10 protein-coding genes are annotated in these 17502 nt (G+C 57.1%); 5 read left to right on the forward strand and 5 right to left on the reverse strand.

Annotated elements, in window-relative coordinates; translation table 11 throughout:
- Positions 1-918: a LysR family transcriptional regulator gene (locus tag ACR0LL_RS16225; RefSeq protein ID WP_480522606.1), complete on the reverse strand. Its 918-nt coding sequence runs from the start codon at positions 916-918 to the stop codon at positions 1-3.
- Between the two features lie 94 nt (positions 919-1012).
- Between ACR0LL_RS16225 and ACR0LL_RS16230 the strand changes: the two genes are divergently transcribed.
- The 4 genes from ACR0LL_RS16230 to ACR0LL_RS16245 all read left to right on the forward strand — a co-directional run bounded on the left by ACR0LL_RS16230 (position 1013) and on the right by ACR0LL_RS16245 (position 10643).
- On the forward strand, positions 1013-2503 hold the full coding sequence (locus tag ACR0LL_RS16230; protein WP_480522608.1) for a hypothetical protein: 1491 nt from the start codon (positions 1013-1015) through the stop codon (positions 2501-2503).
- 517 nt (positions 2504-3020) lie between these two features.
- Entirely contained in the window at positions 3021-3776 is a 756-nt protein-coding gene (locus ACR0LL_RS16235; protein ID WP_480588239.1) for an ankyrin repeat domain-containing protein, read from the forward strand.
- Positions 3777-4215: 439 nt separating this feature from the next.
- On the forward strand, positions 4216-7464 hold the full coding sequence (locus tag ACR0LL_RS16240; RefSeq protein WP_480522612.1) for an ATP-binding protein: 3249 nt from the start codon (positions 4216-4218) through the stop codon (positions 7462-7464).
- Positions 7461-10643 (forward strand): VWA domain-containing protein, encoded by a 3183-nt coding sequence (locus ACR0LL_RS16245; protein WP_480522614.1) that lies wholly within the window; start codon positions 7461-7463, stop codon positions 10641-10643. The genes ACR0LL_RS16240 and ACR0LL_RS16245 overlap by 4 nt, the downstream gene beginning before the upstream one ends.
- 280 nt (positions 10644-10923) lie before the next feature.
- Here ACR0LL_RS16245 and ACR0LL_RS16250 read toward each other — a convergent pair whose 3' ends face one another.
- From ACR0LL_RS16250 to ACR0LL_RS16260, 3 genes are all read right to left on the reverse strand, one after another.
- A complete protein-coding gene (locus ACR0LL_RS16250) occupies positions 10924-13128 on the reverse strand; it encodes a transglutaminase-like domain-containing protein (RefSeq protein WP_480588241.1) in 2205 nt (734 codons plus the stop codon).
- Between the two features lie 445 nt (positions 13129-13573).
- On the reverse strand, positions 13574-14452 hold the full coding sequence (locus ACR0LL_RS16255; RefSeq protein WP_480588243.1) for an alpha/beta fold hydrolase: 879 nt from the start codon (positions 14450-14452) through the stop codon (positions 13574-13576).
- A gap of 176 nt (positions 14453-14628) precedes the next feature.
- Positions 14629-15540, reverse strand: a complete 912-nt coding sequence (locus ACR0LL_RS16260) for a homocysteine S-methyltransferase family protein (RefSeq protein WP_480522620.1) — start codon at positions 15538-15540, stop codon at positions 14629-14631.
- 84 nt (positions 15541-15624) lie between these two features.
- Between ACR0LL_RS16260 and ACR0LL_RS16265 the strand changes: the two genes are divergently transcribed.
- Positions 15625-15912 (forward strand): MBL fold metallo-hydrolase, encoded by a 288-nt coding sequence (locus ACR0LL_RS16265; RefSeq protein WP_170514471.1) that lies wholly within the window; start codon positions 15625-15627, stop codon positions 15910-15912.
- 549 nt (positions 15913-16461) lie between these two features.
- Here ACR0LL_RS16265 and ACR0LL_RS16270 read toward each other — a convergent pair.
- On the reverse strand, positions 16462-17502 hold a 1041-nt coding region (locus tag ACR0LL_RS16270; protein WP_480588245.1), incomplete at its 5' end, for a DUF7986 domain-containing protein.

Raw genomic sequence — 17502 nt, forward strand, 5'->3', positions numbered from 1 at the left:
TCACCAATAGGTCCGCATTCTTGCTAGCTCGTCCCTTATTCCAATCTCAATCCGCTGCAGAACTGCTCGCACCCGTTTTGGCATCGGTTGGCGGGGAGGCCAGAGCAGATTTACGGCGCGTTCGGGGTTTCCGCTTTCCATAACCTTGACCAAGGTACCGCCGCGCAAGTCCTCGACCACTTGGTAGCCGAAGAATGCCGCATAGCCCAAACCCGCTCGGCAAGCAGTTCGCGCTAGCGCTACGCTATCACACACAAATCCTGGGTCAGGACGCACCACGACGGGTGATCCCCTGAGCTCATCAAATTTCCACTCTAGGCCAAATCGCCTTTTGGCAATGTCGATCCCCACGCATGGCAGGTTGGCTAAGCATTGTGGATTTTCAGGTACGCCCAGGCGTTCGACCAAGACTGGCGCTGCACATACGAAAGACGGCATTTTGCCCACCTTTCGAGCAATCATCCCGCTATCTGGCAACTCTCCGATCCTGACGGCGGCATCGTATCCTCCGCCTACGAGATCAAGCGGCTGGTCCGTCAGATCAATTTTGAGGCGAAGTTCCGGAAACTCAGATTGCAAAGCAAGAAGTGTCGGTGCCAAAACCAAGTTGCCAAATTCAACTGGCGCTGTGAGTTTGATCTGCCCGCGTGCACTTTTCTGAATTTCCTTAATTCGTTCCTCGGAAGTATCCAATCCCTCCAAGAGCCTTTTGCAATCGTGATAGTACTGCTCGCCCTCAAGCGTCAGAACCGACTGCCGCGTGGTGCGCGCCATTAGTTTTACATCCAAGGACTTTTCCAATTCCGCAAGGCTTCTCACGACTGTCGGTTGCGATCGACCCAAGCGCCGTGCTGCTTCAGTCTGAGAGCCATGCTCGACGATTGCCACAAAGGTCTTGATCGCAGTCAGTTTGTCCATTTGATCGGCTTTTCTGATAAATGTAATTCAATCTTAGCATAAATCGTGGCGCCAGATTTCTCTACCCTGTCTCCTCGCGACGAGGAGGCAAATTATGAGACACCCCATTTTGATTGCATCGCTGGTCCTTGGCCCGTTGGCCACCAGCGCCATGGCGCAAGCCGAAACATCCCGCTTGGGCGAAATTGACTTCCCAACGAGTTGCAGTTCGGCAGCGCACGACGCCGTTACCGAAGGCACCTTGCTATTGCATCACATGATGTATCGCATGGCCAACGCCCGCTTCGAGGCTGCTGCTGAAGCTGACCCTGATTGTGCAATGGCTCAATGGGGCATTGCCATGAGCAACTTCCATCCGCTCTGGCCTGGCATCCAATCGCCTCCTGAACTCCAAAAAGGCCTCTCGGCAATCGATCGGGCTGCAAGTCTCGATGCGGGGACCGCGTTGGAACAGGCCTACGTCGCCGCCGCCGCAACATTCTATGATCCGGCTCTTACCACCTATCCCGAACGCAAGGCCGCTTGGTCAGACGCGCAACGTCAAATCCATGCGGACTTTCCCGACAATCCTGATGCCGCAGCTTTTGCCGCTTTGGCCATGTTGGCGGTCGCGCCCCCAAGCGATCGAACGCTAGCGCGTCAGCGTGAGGCCGGTGCGCTATTGGAAGACCTGAACGTACGCGTGCCTCAGCATCCCGGGGTCCTGCATTATCTCGTTCACGCCTACGATCACCCGCCCCTGGCCGAAGCTGCCCTTCCGTTCGTTCAGGCATACCTGGAACTCGCACCTGAAAACCCGCATGCACTTCATATGCCTTCGCATATCATGACCCGGCTTGGTCGATGGGATGAGGCCGCAGACCTCAACCGCAGATCCGCCGCCGCCGTGCTTGCGCAGCCGAAGATCGACGGGACGGTGTCCGACCACTATCCCCACGCGCTGGACTACCTGACTTATGCGCTGTTGCAGTTGGGAGAGGTGGAGGAGGCCACCGAAACGGTCGCGACGCTGCTCAATACACCAGACATGCAGGATGTCTTTGGAACCGCGTATGCCGTAGCGGCGGCCCCGGCTCGGCTTGCGTTGGAACAGGAAGACTGGGAGGCAGCAGCAGCACTTCCTGACATTCCCTATCAAGAACTTGAATGGGGCCGATACCCGCATGCACTCGCCATCGTTGCGTTTGCGCAGGGTGTGGGCGCGGCGCGAAGCGGAGACGTTCCAGGGGTTGAAGCCGCACTCGCTCGGCTCTCCGATCTCACCGCAATCATGGACGAGCGTGGGATGAACTACTGGGTGACTCTTGCGAATGCGCAAAGTGGTGCCATCAAGGCGTGGCAGGCGTATGAAGCCGGTGATCCAGCCGCGCGTTCCATGATGGAAGCTGCCGCAGAAACGGAGGATTCGGTCGGAAAGGCACCCGTCACTCCAAGCCATGTCCTGCCGGTGCGTGAACAGCTCGGAGATATGCAGCGTTTGCTCGGTGAGACAGACGCGGCCGTCGCCGCTTACGAAGCTGCCTTGGCAATTTCTCCTAATCGTCGTCGCTCAATTGCAGGGATTGCTGAGGCATCAGGAAACTGAAGCCGAGCGGTCGTGACCAATTGCCAATTGGATACCTTGAAGGCCCGCGTTTTGGGTCCGCTCCAAAAGCGACGTCCTCGTAAAGTCTGGAAGTAGCTTCAAAGCGAAAACCACGCGGGGCTGCCCGCGCAGTATAGGCAAAATAGTTCAATGGCGCCATTCGCACAATGCGCACCATTCGGGAGATATGGGGCTCCCGGCCCGGTTTCGCCGCTTTTGGCGCGAACGTCAGCTCCTGAGATGCGAACGGCCGCGCTTTGAACGAGACGACACAAGCTCAGAGGTTTGGCCAAATCTGCAGATGGACGGTTCCGTAGCGCTTTCACTGAGGTGCTTGTTGTATGAGCAGCGGGTGACTGTGAGCCTTTTGCAACCGTCGACGATTTGAGTGGATTGGTTGCGGCGAAACCTCTCTGCGCCTACGGTCAGAGAATTGTGGCGGGAGGCTTCAATGATCCGATCAATTGTTGCAGCGTGCCTGATTTTTACGGCCTTTTCACCACCCGCATTTGCCGAGATGATCCATCTGCATGCCAAGAATGGAAACATTGAGGGTGTTCTGGCTGAGCTAGATAAAGGTGTCCCGCTGGAAATTCGCAGCACCAGCATGACCAGCGCCCCCGGCGTAACTCCTCTATTTGTGGCGGCGAAATTCGGCCACGTAGATCTTGTGAAGGAGCTTCTAGCGAGAGGGGCTGACCCCACAATCTTTTTCTACCAAGAGAATGGTGCCTATACTGTGGGAACGGCACTGCATCATGCAGCGGCCTACGGTCACACAGAGGTGGTTCGGGTTCTTATTGCAGCGGGTGCAGACCCTGCAAGTTATGAGCCTTATATTTCCACACCATTGCATCAAGCCCTCCGAGCCGGAAATTTGGAGATAGCCAATATACTGGTCGAAGCAGGGGCTCCACGCCGGGTTGAATTTCCCTCAATCGCAAATGCAATTGAAGGCGCCGACCATGTTAGAGGGGCACAGTTGGCAAAAGGATGCGAGATTTGCCACGGGGTCCCCTCAAGGTCCCTGTCGTTGGGTGACAACGGCCCAAATCTGTGGAGCATCTTTGGAAAGGCCACTGCATCAGACCCGACCTTTGAATACTCAAGCTACCTGCGCGATTTGGATACGGTTTGGGACGCGGATGCGCTCAACAACTATCTGGCAAGCCCGTATCAGTTTGTACCGGGGACCAAAAAAGTGATGCTTGGGTTTGCCAATGAAGACGATCGCGCGTCGTTGGTTGCGTTTCTCGCAACTTTGTCTGATTGACGCGAAGCACGAACGACGGCTCCGTCCGCATCCGATTCTTTGGCCGCTCGATATTCGCTGCGATCAGCACCAATGGCCGATTTTGTCGCTGCAAGACAGCGTGTGAAACTACGCTTTTGCAGAAAATCTCGCGTTGCGCGCGCACGCAGCGAGAAATCCAAGGCGCAAGTTGGGCTATCTCCTTGAATCCGCCGCGCAATAAACGAACGGCGGCATCACCGAAAAACTGCTTAAAGGGGGATTTAGCACTCAGCCGCACTCGACCCCTAGATCGCGCGGCGAAGAGATCTCATTCTCCTAAACCGACGTTAATGCAAGTCTTCGACAGTTCAGATGTCGTTTCTTTTTTTTCGACAGATACCGCTGACGAGGTCCGTCTGCTACGGTGTTTCAGGCAAAGATCAGCTCCGTTGGAAGCTGGAAAATGTGAGGGCGCGAGATGTTTGGCAAAGCCAATTCGGTACTTGTTTTAAGTGGACTGCTTGCAGGGGTCTCCACTTTTGCGTTGGCGGAAGCACCAGCCAACTTGCTTGCGCTGGCGACGGTCGAAAACAGCTTGGCACGCGCCGGAGAAGACACCGGGGCGCTGGTTGCCAACTTGATCGACGGCAACGCCGGCACGGTCGCCGTCTTTGAGGCCGTGGACGGGATGCCCATCGACTTGCTCTTTGCCTTTGAGCGCGGAACCGTGGCGCCGGAGACATTCTCTTTGACACTTTCCAACGATGCCAGAATACCGGCCCCTGCCCGAATTGACATCCTTGCGTCAACCGCATCAGCCTCTTCAGGTTTTTCCTCCCTCAGAGCCGAGACCATCGATCCCTTGAAGCCCGTGCAAAAGGCCCGGTTCGGCAGTGGCGCGGCGGATTGGTTGCTTGTGCGGCTTTACCCGGCACGGGGCGCAGAAGAAATTGCGCTTGCGGACCTCAGCATCGGCGGCAAGGAGGGCTTTCCAGAAACCCGTTATGCCTTCGGTGAAACGCCGATCACCGCGCTCGAGATTGTGGCTGAAATGCAGACGCTCGGCGCTGCGGATCTCAAACTCACAGCGCAAGAAGCCGCAATTTTTGCACGTGCGGGGGAAGGTAACCTGACCAACGCCGAATTTATGGAGATCGCCCTTCTGGCATCCGGCGTAATGGACGGCGCCACGCGCTCAGACTACATTGCGCGCGTCAACGCGTTAACAGCGGAAGCGAAATCCGTCTTGGACCTCTCTGCCCCACGTCGTGAGAGCGGCGCGCAACTCCTCACATGGCTTCACACCCGCGCCTTCCAGGGCGGGTACCGCGAAGCGCAAACGAACCTCTCGGGGGTCTTGGACGATGGCGTGTTCAACTGCGTTTCGTCGGCTGTGCTTTATAACGCGGTCGCTGGGGGTCTTGGATTTGACATACGCGCGATCGAGGTCCCGGATCATGCGTTCTCGATCGTCTACGATGGCCTCAACCACATGGACGTTGAGACAACAACGGCCGAGGGCTTTGACCCGCGACGAAAAAATGTCGCGGACTTTGAGAACCTAACCGGGTTTCGCTACATCCCGCAGTCAAACAAATCGAAACGCCGGGAAATCGGGGCGGCCGGTTTGGCGGCATTGATCTACTACAACCATGGCGTTGAACACCTCCGCGCTGGCCGATACCAAGACGCGCTTTTTGCAAACTTTCGGGCGATGAGCCTGGATCCCGAGTTCGCTTCGGCGGCGACCAATGCCCTTGCGGCGTTGGGCCGATGGAGCACGTCGCTCGCAGATGTTGGGAACTGGGAAGACGCCACCGAGGTCGCGGCTGTTGGCGCCCGACTTGCGCCGGAAGATCGCGGGCTGGCCGCAACGCGCAAGGCCATTTGGCAACGTTGGGCGTTCGCGGAGGCACATGCGGGGCGCCCGGAAGCCGCGCTCGACATTTTGGCGACGGCAGCCGATGAGATCGACCGGGACACCTTTGACGGGCTGCGTGCGGCGGTCTTCACGCGGCCGGCCGAAGACTTTATCGATGCGGGCGACTGGCAAGGGGCGCTTGATGCAACGTTAACCGCCGACGCGCTTTTGGATCCTCAATCCCTTGGGGATCTACGTGAATGGCGGGGCGGGGTTTATCAACGATGGGCGTCCGCGGAATTGGATGCAGGCCGCTTCCCCAACGCCCTTGAGGTATTGCAGGCCGGATCTTTGGCCTATCCAGGCGATCGCAATATCGCACGTGCAACGCGATATCTTGCGCAGGAATGGGCAAAGGCTGAGGGGTTTCCCAAGGGGCTGGATGCGCTTCAAAGCGTCAAAAGCGCGGTGCCAGACATCACCAACTTAGACGAGATCGCGGAGACCTTTTTGCGGCGCCACATTCGCGCCGGGATAGAAACGGTCACTTTAGAGGCGGCATTGGCAGACGTTGCGCAAGTCGGCGAAATTGTTGGCCCGAATCAAATGAATGAGCTCACGGCATTTGCCTTTGAGGCCTATGGTCATGCCCGCATCGACGCCGAGGATTGGGCTGCTGCCGCAGAAATCTATGCGGAAGGCCGCAAAGCGGTTCCGGACAGCAAGAGCCTGGCGCGAAATGCACGCTACGTGGCCCAAGAGTGGCAGCGCCAGGCAAATGCAGAGGGCGGTGTCGCCGCACTTGAGGCGGTCCAACGAACCCTGAGGGCGCTCTTTCCAGACTTTGCCGTCGACCCGGGGTTCGGTGAGGACGAGATCATTCGTCAAGTAAACGCAGCACTGCGTTCCGGTGATACTGGCTCGGCGGAAGAGATCCTTGCGAGCGCGCAACTTTTGACCCGTCTGGAGACATACCAGGAGCTCCAGACCGTGATCTTTGATTACAGAGCGCGCGACGCAATGGATGCTGGAAACTGGGAAGACGCAGCTGAGATTTACCACGCCGGTCGCATGCAACTTGGGGATCCAAAACTCTTTTCACAAAATATCGCCTACATCGCGCAAGAATGGACCCGCTCTGCGGCGCAACGTGATAGCGCGGCGGGTGTCGCTGAAGCGATGGACCAGCTCCTCCGTCTATTTCCGCAAGACAAGAAGGTCGCGGGGATGGGTGTGACGACGCTCAACCGGATGATTGCTCAACACGTCGAAACCGGTGACTTCGAGGCCGCCAAAAACACTGTCGGCCAAGCGCGCCGCGTGCTCAGCCAGGAAGAGGCGGGCGAGCTCTTGGTGACCTTGTATGTCCGGTCCGCGTCTAAGGCGATTGACGAGGCGCGCTGGGAAGAGGCGCTGACAGCCTATGCTGACGGTCTGGCCATCGCACCCGATGCGCGGGACCTAAAGCGCAATGTACCATTCGTTTTCCAAGAGTGGTCACACAGCGCTTTGACGGAAGGGGGCGCGTCTCTCTTCGTCACCGAGGTCACGCGCATGGAGGACATTCTTCCCGGAACAAAATCGCTTCAAGACGTCCTAGAGAACGTGCTGGGTCGCGCAGCAACCGACCTCGTCGATCGCGCTGATCCGGAGGGCGCACTTGCGCTCATCCATGACGTGTCCCCTGTGCTCGCCGACACGCTCTCGGCAGACTTAAAAGCGATCATCTATGATCGATGGGCCCGGAGCAAATTTGACGCAGAAGCCTGGCAAGAGGCGATCGGCATCTACGACATGGGTCTTCTCGAAGTTCCCGACAGTAGGCTCTTGAAGAACAACCGTCGCTACGCGGAGGGCCAGCTGTGAGCGTCAACTTCCTCCGTACAACGTTTCGCTGTCTGGCCAGTTTGGGCCTCGCTTTGACACTAAGCGCCGGAGCTGCTTCGGCCAATCCTGAGGCTCTCGACGCCACCTCGGTTCTCGAAGGCGGGTCCGGCCCGGACGTCTCAGAATGGGGTGCAGACTATGCCACGTGGCAAGCACCCCATCACATCAGAGATCTCGCGACACGCGCCTATGGTGGCGTTGTCACCACGTCTTCCTCGCAAGAAAACGATGCCTGGTCTTCGGCGAACCTCGGCGACGGGCTGCCCTCTATATACCAACAAAGCATCGGCACCCGCGAATGCGTGCATTGTGGGTGGGGTGCCGAGAAAGGGGATGCTGCCCCGGCAATTTCCGTCCAATTTCGAGACGGGCGGATCGCCGATCTCAGCGCGATCGTTCTCGACACGCGCGTTGGGAAGACTGCACCTTTCCCATGGTTCAGGTTTCCCAGTCTGGTTCGCGTCTGGGTCAAACCCGGAGAGGGCCAGGCCTATGAGCAAATCTTGGAGGTGACGCTTCCGAAGACGGCGCAAAGGAACCTTATTCCGCTCAGACCCGGGACACGGGCTCAGGCTGTTCGGATTGAAATTTTGGGCACGCACTTGGATGAGCCACCGACCATGGCCAATATCGAAGTGTGGGAGGACGACGCGACCCCCACGTCACTTGTCGAAGACCAGGCGTGGGATCTGGCCGAACCGTCGGCCGGGGCGCAGGTTGTCTCGTTCAGCGGATTTGAGAAAAACCCGCCGGTGTTCGCGCTCACCGGACAAGACAATCGCGCCTGGATCACCAAGAAAGGCCCAGACCCAAAACATGTCGTTCTGGCCTTTGGCCCCCATGAGCAGGTTTTCGTCAGCGATGTTGTCGTCGAATTCGCTCCGGGAACCGGGCTGCCGGGACGGATAGCGCTTGATGTGTCAGACCAAGCGCAAGGGGTCGACTTTGAACGCATTGCCGTTCTTGCGCCCCTCGCCACGAACCCTGTGGTTCGATTTCCAGTTGGTCAGAAACTCAGGCACCTTCGGCTTGTCTTTGAAGGCGGGGCCGATCAGCTCGCGATCAGAAAAATCGCTGTGATGGAAGGCGCGTCCGACCTGCTCTCTTTACGGCAACGCTCGACACCATCCATAACGCTTGATGCCCAGATCCCAGCGCAAGAGCGTGCCGGTCCGGATGAAATCGAACCCAACGACAAATTTGCAAACGCGCAGATGCTGGACACAAACGACGTGATTCGCGGTCTTGTAAGTGGTGGGGACACGGATATTTTTGCGTTGCCGCACGCAGATACCGGCGTTCCAATCCTCACGGTCGCGTCGTCAGATCAAATTGTTCAGTCCCTTGGCTTTTGGCGGCGCGATGGCCGACCACACAGCGGTGTCGCCGGAGCGGTAGGTCCGGATGGCTCGAAACGCTTCGCCCTCCTTCCCCCCGATGCGCCGGATTTTGTGTCCTTGACGGCTCAGGCAAGTCAGGTGGCCATTGTGTATGACACCTCCGGGAGCCTTGAGGGCTCGGAACGCGCGTTGCAAAACGCACTCGAAACCTATGTCCAGAGCGCCCCAGCGGGACAAAGACTGCATTTGGTTCGCTTTTCCGACGAGGTCGTGACCGTCGCACCCGGCCAAGGCCATGACGGACTTTTGGCTGCTTTACGGGAAGGCATCATTGCCGACGGAGCGACGAAACTCCACGAGGGCTTGGATACCGCGCTCGATATCCTCTCCGCCCAGGACGGGAGCAAAGCCATCTTACTGATCGGCGATGGCATCGATTCCGCCAGCAAGAAAGAGGTAACACGCGCCCGAATTCTTCAACGCGCCAATGACCTCTCTATCCCAATCTACAGCATTGCCATGGGCGAGGAGGTAAACCGATATCAGTTCAAAGCCGTTGGAACGGGTCGCAACGTCTTTCGTGGTCTCTCGGTGATGACAGGTGGCCGCAGCTTTTATGCGACAGGGGCCGAAGATCTGACCCGGTTCTACGACACCCTCCGGGAGGTAATGGCCGCACCGGTGCCCTATGAGTTGCGCACTGAACTCAACATTATTCCTGGAACACTGCGTGTAAGGGCTGCAAACCCGGTGCTATCACCAGAAACTGCCACGCCCGTCCACGTGATCCTTGACATGTCTGGGTCGATGGCACGCCCTATGGCGCATGGCGAGCGGCGCATCGATGCTGCAAAAGCCGTCCTAAATCAGGTTCTTGGAAGCCTACCTGAAGGAATTGAGTTCGGCCTTACGGTGTATGGAAATCGGATCCCGGAAAGTGCCGGAAAAGACACCGCCTGCACCGACATTGAAACGCCAATTCCGCCCGGCCCGTTGAAAAAGGCAGTTGTTTCGGGACTGGTGGCCGGGCTCGAGCCAAGCGGGGGGACCACCCCCCTCATTGGAAGCATCGCGGCGGTCGCAAAAACGGTGCACGCGGGAGCTGGTACACGCATTATCGTGATCACAGATGGCATTGAAGAATGCGCTCCCAATCCAGAAGCCGTCATGCGGGATGTGCGAGCGCAAGCTTCTGGCGATATCGAAATGAACCTCATCGGGTTTGACCTAAACACCGACGCCGACCGCGCGAATATCGCCGAGATTGCACGCGCCGGTGGCGGCACTTTTGTGGATGCCCGAGGCAGCGCAGCATTTGCCAACGCACTGCAGGCGGCTTTTTCGGCGGATGTCGACGTCGTCAATCAAGAGGGCATCGTCGTCGCAAAAGGGCGTATCGGAGGAGACGGCATCTCCGTTCCGTCAGGGCGCTTTGAGGTACGGCTCAGCGGGGGCAAATCTCTTGGCGCAATCGAGATCTCCGGCAACATGGACACATGGGTCGACATCGAAACAGGTCCAAGCGGTCCGAAATTGGTGGCCTATGCGCCTGGCGTCACGCCGCCACGCCTGGAACCAAATTGCGGGGCTGCCGCGATTGCCGGCTCGGAAGCTGACAGAGTGCGCCGCGTTCAACAGAAGCTCAACGCATTGGGGTTCAACGTTGGTCCGGCCGATGGGCTCGCAGGCCGCGCAACCCGCGCCGGGATTGAGGCGTTCAGCGCAGGCTTTGGCTTGCCCGGCCTTGTTGGGGTGTCCGTACGTCTCGAGCAGCATCTCGACTGTGTCATCGCAACTGGCACCACGGAGATCCGGTAGATGGTGTTTTACCGAGCGGCTCCGTTCCGCATGCGACACAGACGCACGAGTAGCGTTGCTGGAGCATTGGCCTGTTTGGGCCATCTACCACGGAATTGACCGAAGCTCGTCTATTAAAGCCTTCTCCGTCTTTTGCGAATGGTCCCCGTTGGAGAAGACGTACCGACTTTATGCCACCGTCGAAGCGATAGACTGGACCGTCTTTTATTGTTTGCAACCGGGTGAAAGGACGCAGCCACAGGGCTATTGAAGCGACACCCAGGGATGGTGCGCTTACGTGTCACGGCGTGTCAATATTGGGAATCTCGATGTCAGGAAGTGGATTCCAACCTGTCAGGCTCAGGCCCAAGAAGTTCAAGAAAACAAAAAAAGCTCCTATGCCTTCAACAATACCGGCGCCCCAAATAGTCGTTCCCTCCAAAGCAATTCCAATCGAAGTCCCAAGACCGAAACTGAGCCCAAAGGCCAGTAGTCCCCAAATCAGCACTGACATCATGCAACCTTCATTTTGGCCGCAGTCCTGCATGCCCGTGACAATGAAGTAAGGCAGGAGAGAAAAGTCCACCAAGAGCAGTAATGTCACAAAGGCGCCGCCTCGACCGCGATCGTCTACGCCAGTTGCGGCCCCGGTCGCAGGGTCAATCCGCCACCACGACACGTCGCGTCCTCCCGCGACCGCAAGCAAGGACGTTCGATCCATATCGGCCGCAGCGTTTGCTAGAGCCTGGCCCTGCAGGCCGAGCGACGAGAGCTCGGCCTGCGATGACACAACACGAAACTGGTCTGCCTCCGAGAGAGTTGCCCAGGCGCTCGCGGACGACTTCAAAGTGACGCTTGGCGGTGCGTCCGTGCCAAATCCGGCCTCCAACCAGGTCTCGGCTACCCCAGCTCTTAGCGCAATATTTGGGGCAGCGCGAAAGCCCGTCGTGCTCACCTGCATCGCTCTAAGCCCGGACTCAACAATATCAAAACTCGCCAGCCTTGCTTCGTCGTCTTGGACTTGAAATCCGTTGATCGTGGTCATCGGCGCGCCGCGCCAAATAATGGATCCGTCCTCTGCAACGGATTGCGCGGCCAAGTCCATCAATCGCGATAGCATCGCACGCGCTAAGGAATTGTTGGGGCGGGGGAGCTTTTTTTCCATGACCACGCGCAATTGCGCGATCAGCACCGACATCAATTCTCCCTCGGATGCGGCAGCACCATCGGCGTTGATCGTCCAGACGCCGACAGGTGCCGACGTGCGATGATCAGTCGCCTCCCAGATACGCCGTTCCACAAGGACAGGCGTCGCTTGGAAAGGCCCCTGGAGCGCGACTTCGATAACAACGGCTGTGACTTGTTCAGCATCTGCGGGTTCGCCAATCGGTGCACCGCCGATCGTTGAGCTCAGACCGCTGAAGGCGTCGGCAATGCCGGCACTGGCCTCACCGGCGCCATCGGTAAAGATCGGATCCAATACACTTCCGTCCCACTCAAACGCGATTTGCTGTATGTCTTCGCTCTCCAGGCGCACAAGAAAGCTCTCGGCTTTTGTCAGATCGCCGAACCCATCTTTACTCGCTGTATCAGGCAAGATCGTCAGCAAGGCCGAACCGGCGCCGTCCTTTCCAGGAGTTATGGTTGTGCCGTCGAGGACAGACACGTCCCTAACGTCGTTTTCGTCGCTAACCTCGATTTTTAAGCCCACTTCAACTTTGTGATATGCCGACGGAGGGAGGGAGGCTGAAAACCGCTGCAATGTCACGGCAGTAGAAGGATCGAATGCGATATGATGGTCTTCCCACTTATCGCTGTTTGGTGCCCGGGTCTGCACCCAGGCGTACCGAGACGCCTCTTCCAAGAAGATAGCGTCCAATTCGACGCCAGTTGGCATTCTATCGCCGAGCACTTGCTCTAATTCCTCCGCGACAGCAAGCACTTGCTCATTAGCTGGTACGTCAGGTGCCGGGTTCTGCATAAACTGTACAAAGCGGTCTAAATCTTCACTGAGCATACCGGCGGCCCGCATGCCCTCCACTGCACCCGACAAATCAGCGGTTTCGGTTACGATCGCGGAACGGATCGAAGGCGCGCTTGCGGCGATCAATCGAGCAGCTTCTTTCGGAGGAAGCGTTGTAAACGCAAAGCGAGTTTCAACTCCGCAGGTTCTCAGTATGCTCTCTAATACCAATGCCTGGTCCCACGAATTGCCGGCGCCCGTTGAAAGCGTTCCGGAGACACCTCGCATCACTCCGTCGTAGATTTGCGTCGCGAGGCGTTTGTCGATCTGTTGCACGATCTCAGACGTCGGCGCCGTACATACCTCCTCGGCTAAAGCTGCTGCATTGAAACGTGTCTCGTCTATGCTGCTATCGATCTGGTCTAGCACTCTTTCGAAAGACGCTGCATCTGCCGCAACGGCTGAACTTCCAGAAAAGGGTGCGCTGGCAATTGCCAGAGAAACGATTAGCGCCGTGGCCTGCCGAAATAATTTTCTCATCATCGTTCTCTCTGTTCTGAGGGCGCGTTAGTAAGTATCGCGATCACACCAAGACACCAAAAAGGCTCCGTGATTGCAATGTACCACTGAGAGCGATCGATCTTGCACCGCAGATCTCGGTTGCAATGGTGGGACGGCGTCGCTCCCGGTTCTAAAAACGAAAGACTTCGAACGCTACATGGAGGAGCTCCTGAGGTCTGGGAAATTGCCGACTAGGCTAGTGCTTCCTGAAATAGAACGCTCCCCACAAGCACAACATCTGGAAGACCTGATAAATGAGCTGAACAGGCCCAATCCATGCATAGCCATCCCCGGATTGTTGTTTGAGATTGAAGCAACCGCTGCAGCATAGGTGAGATCAAAACAGCTACTTGGTTTGGAAGACCATTTGACCGCTATGTCCGCATCTGGGAACAGCGAAGCGTGAATTTGAAGTCAGCCTCAGCCCTCAGCCGCCAGCAAGGAATTCTTTGATCCGCGCGTTCAGGGTTTCTGGTGCGTCCTCGTGGATCATGTGTGACCCGTTTTCGATGATTTCGACATGCGCATCAGGCAGCCGCTCGCTAAGTCCATCGATTAGCAGCCTAAACAAGTGCGGACTATCAGCCCCGCCGATAAGAAGGACCGGAATATGGATATCCGAAAACGATGTTCCGATCAGATCGGGGAAGCCATGATACAGTGAGAGGGCTCTGTCAGGGCCTCGGTTGTCCCAAACTTGAGCGTATCGTTCCTCCGATAGTGCCTCGAAATATCTGTCGCCCAAAACCCCTCGGCCAAACTTTTCAACGGCCAGTTTATCATCGCCAATCCGAAACGCCTTTTCAGATGGGCCTACGGTACCTATGCCAAACTTAATGATGTCAAACGCAAGCCGGGGCGCAGAGAACAAAAGGCCGATCAACTGGGTAGGCTTTGGCGGAATACTCACGTGCATTGAGACAGCAGGCGGTTCAATGAGGACGAGGCTGCGGAACATTTCCGGCACCTGCTTGGCCGCTAAGAGTGAAACAAGGCCGCCCCACGAGTGCCCTACGACGTGTGCCGGCCCTGCATCCATCACTTTGACCAAACCCGCCAGATCTTCCACATGCACCTGGATAGGGTCCCTGGCATCGGTTGGTATCGGAGCGTTCGGGACATGATAGCGTCGACTGTAGGCAATCGTGCGATAATTTTCCGAGAAAACGCCAAGCTGTTGGGACCAAGTGCGCACGTCCGAGGCGCTGCCGTGCACAAAAACCAGTGGCTCGCCTTCACCCTTTTCGAAGGTCGCAAGAACGGTGCCGTTCACTTCCACTGACTTGGCTTCATCCAAATCGAGCATGGTTTCAAGACTAGCGCAATGTAACTCCATTGTTAACGGCAGCTTCGGCGGCCGCTCTGCAGGTACAGCTTTGCACGATGAACGGCAGGTTTGGGCCGATCTCCTAACAAGTTGTGGAAAGAAATTACGGGAGCACCTTAGATCTCAGCGTTATCGCTCAGATTGAACTAAGTTGGCTATGCTAATTCGCTGATCGTCGATTTCAGATGGCGCATGTCGGTACCGCAGCATCCTCCAAATACTTGAATCGACGGATTCTGCTGCGCAATCGCGGCAATCTGTTTACCAAGTTCAATTGGATCGCCTTCGTCCAGCTCATCCGCTTCGTCAAGTTCCGCATGCGAGCAACTCGAAGCGTTCGCCACAAGGCCTCTCAGCCGGGGGTGGTTGCCAATCGCTCTGGCGAAATGGGTAGGGTGAGCGCAGTTGACCATAAAAAACATCGCCGCCGAGTCGGTTGCCGCGTCGATTTGGTCTATGCCGTCCACAAGTTTGGTTCCGTCTGCCAGGCACCCGTCTGTCTCAACAACCAGAGACATGATGATCGGCAGATCAGCGTCTCGGGCGGCGAGGATGCAACCCGCTGCCTCGCTTGGGCGGTTGAATGTATAAGCGGTGACCAGATCGAGGCTTGTGTCTTTCAGGCTTTGCATTTGAGCAGCGTGGTACCGACGTGCATCTTCGATGGGTACCGGCGGGATGTCGGCGTAAGGATCATAGCGCGGGCCGATGCAGGCCGACACCAGTACATCATCGCGAGCGGAAGCTTGGCGCACGTCTTCCATTAGACTGACCGCATCTTTGTTTACTTCGGCGAGCCGCTCTGCATCGTACCCCATGGGCGCTGCCCGGTCGGCGTTCGCCATCCATGTGGGCGCATCAAGGATGCATCCGACATTCATTTCACGGGCCAGATCGACAAGTGCCTGCATTTGACCGGCCAGTATCACCCTGGTGCCAGGTTCTTCCAGCAATGGAAACGACGCGAAACCGGGAAGCTCAACTCCATGATTGAAAATCAGGTCGGTGCCAGTGCCGGCGTAAACCAGAAAGGTCTTGTCACCTTCGAGTGGGAGCTGCCGCGCCATTCTGATCCACGCCTATTGCCGTTACCTCTGCACAAGAAACCTACTTTGTCTCGGGCCTCCTGTGAACCTTAGGACTGCGACAGGGTGTATTCCGTCACTCTGATCCCCACGCCAGGCCATACACCCGGTCATGTCTCGGTCGAAATCACCAGTGGCGACCGGTGCGCTCTGATAACAGGTGATGCAATCCCTACAACCGCCCAGTGCGGGCATCTCGAGTGGCATTTTACGTTTGATTCCGATGCTGAGATGGCCGTGACATCCCGTCGGAAACTGTCCGAAACAGGATGTATTGTGCTCGGAAACCACTTCGCTTTGCCGTCTATTGGTCGGGTGAAGGCGGACAACGACGCGTTTCGCTGGGAGGACTAGCCCAGACTGTATTTTGATGTGAACGGGTCTGTTGTCGGATGGAGGCTGACGTGAAAGTTCGACGCGCCCCGCAGCATACAGGCAATGATCGGCTTAACTAAATCTCGAACCTATTGGGCTATGTCACATTCCCTTGAATTCTTGTTTCACAAGCTTTCTCTCTTCACCATTTTGTGAAAGCCTGAAGCAGTTATGAGTGACAGAGTGTGCAATTTTCAGAAAACAGTGGTTCTTTCTGAACTCCAATCAGCTCTCTTGGACGGAATTTGTGATCACTGCGCGGTGACAAGTTCGGAACTGGCCAAGAGTGGAGAGGTGCTGGAAATATGTGGTCAAGAGTACTGTTTCGATTATGAAACCGGTGTGTCCACGGAGACTGAAATTTTGTTGTGCCCCAGCTGTCACGAGGCAAACCATCTGGACGCGCAGCGACAGCATAACCCTTGCCACATCTCTGCAAGACGCAGCCGGGAAAACATGGGTTAGTCGATGGGTTCAGGAGGCGAAGTTTTGGAACGGTTTTTTGCAAGAACCATCGCTGGTCCAATTTCAGTAGTCTGACAGACCAAGCTCGTCCCACATCCAGCCGAAATCATACTCAGCCACCGGAGAGCCGGTCTGGCGCGCGCTGCGGTTTTCGATTGTCTTCAGCCAGTCTATGACTTTCTTCCTGCCCGCCGTGCTGCGAACGGCCTGGCGCGGGGTCTTGCCATCCAGGGCAGGAATCGGCTGGTCAAGCGTATCGCGGTAATGCTGTTCGAGATATTCGTGGGCCATCTGACGGGCAAGGGCACGGGGGATGTCCTCTTCTTCTGCCACTCCGTTACTCGTGCTGTCATCCGCCATCATCTGTTCGGCGGTCTGGATTGATGTCAGCGGAGATTTCACCAGGTCGCCCAGGAGGTCCCGGACCAGGGCTTCGCCGCGTTCAGCGCGCGCTGTAGAGCTCACAGAAAGTGTGAGTGTCCGACCTTTCAGATCTAGGGACCCAAGCACGGAGGCCCCTGACATTGATTTGTCCAACACGAGGCCGGTGCCGTGCTTGGTGCCGGACGGGGTGTCGAGGTCAAGCCAGGTCCAATCCTTCTGGCCTGAGATCACGAGTTCTGCGGACTGTGTTAGCTTTTCAGATACCTGGCTTTGCCTCACTTTGCTGGCGAGGGGGAAGCGCATGTCGTGAAAGAGCAGGTTGTCGCCATCGCTGTTGCTGATTTGTGGTGGTTCCGGATCCAGCAGGTTCGGCAGATGTGCGAAGAGCCAGGCATTGGTGAAGAGGGGTGCGGAACGGTGTAGCTGATCCTGTGTCAGCCTCAGTTCAACGTCGGGGTTCAATTTCAACACGGAGCGGAGCCCGTCTTCAAAAAACGCGACGGTGTCGGGGTCGAAGGGGAGCAGCGCCCCCGAGATCACGTTATATTCCCCCTGTGCGACAACCCGAGCTGCGATGCGATCCCATCGCTGCAGCATCTGCGTCGCGCTGTGTTCCCGGACGGTAACCGGCTCTGCGTCCGAAAGCATGTTGCGCAAGACCATGGATCTGCCGGGGTCTACCTCGCTCACCTCATAAAGGCTGACCGACGCGTCCCGCAA

Source organism: Ruegeria sp. AI2, assembly GCF_056541275.1.

Bases quoted from the DNA above. Each gene is read 5' to 3' on its own strand.
- ACR0LL_RS16225 (WP_480522606.1), bottom strand. From the start codon at position 918: ATGGACAAACTGACTGCGATCAAGACCTTTGTGGCAATCGTCGAGCAT.
- ACR0LL_RS16230 (WP_480522608.1), top strand. From the start codon at position 1,013: ATGAGACACCCCATTTTGATTGCATCGCTGGTCCTTGGCCCGTTGGCC.
- ACR0LL_RS16235 (WP_480588239.1), top strand. From the start codon at position 3,021: ATGATCCATCTGCATGCCAAGAATGGAAACATTGAGGGTGTTCTGGCT.
- ACR0LL_RS16240 (WP_480522612.1), top strand. From the start codon at position 4,216: ATGTTTGGCAAAGCCAATTCGGTACTTGTTTTAAGTGGACTGCTTGCA.
- ACR0LL_RS16250 (WP_480588241.1), bottom strand. From the start codon at position 13,128: ATGATGAGAAAATTATTTCGGCAGGCCACGGCGCTAATCGTTTCTCTG.
- ACR0LL_RS16255 (WP_480588243.1), bottom strand. From the start codon at position 14,452: ATGCTCGATTTGGATGAAGCCAAGTCAGTGGAAGTGAACGGCACCGTT.
- ACR0LL_RS16260 (WP_480522620.1), bottom strand. From the start codon at position 15,540: ATGGCGCGGCAGCTCCCACTCGAAGGTGACAAGACCTTTCTGGTTTAC.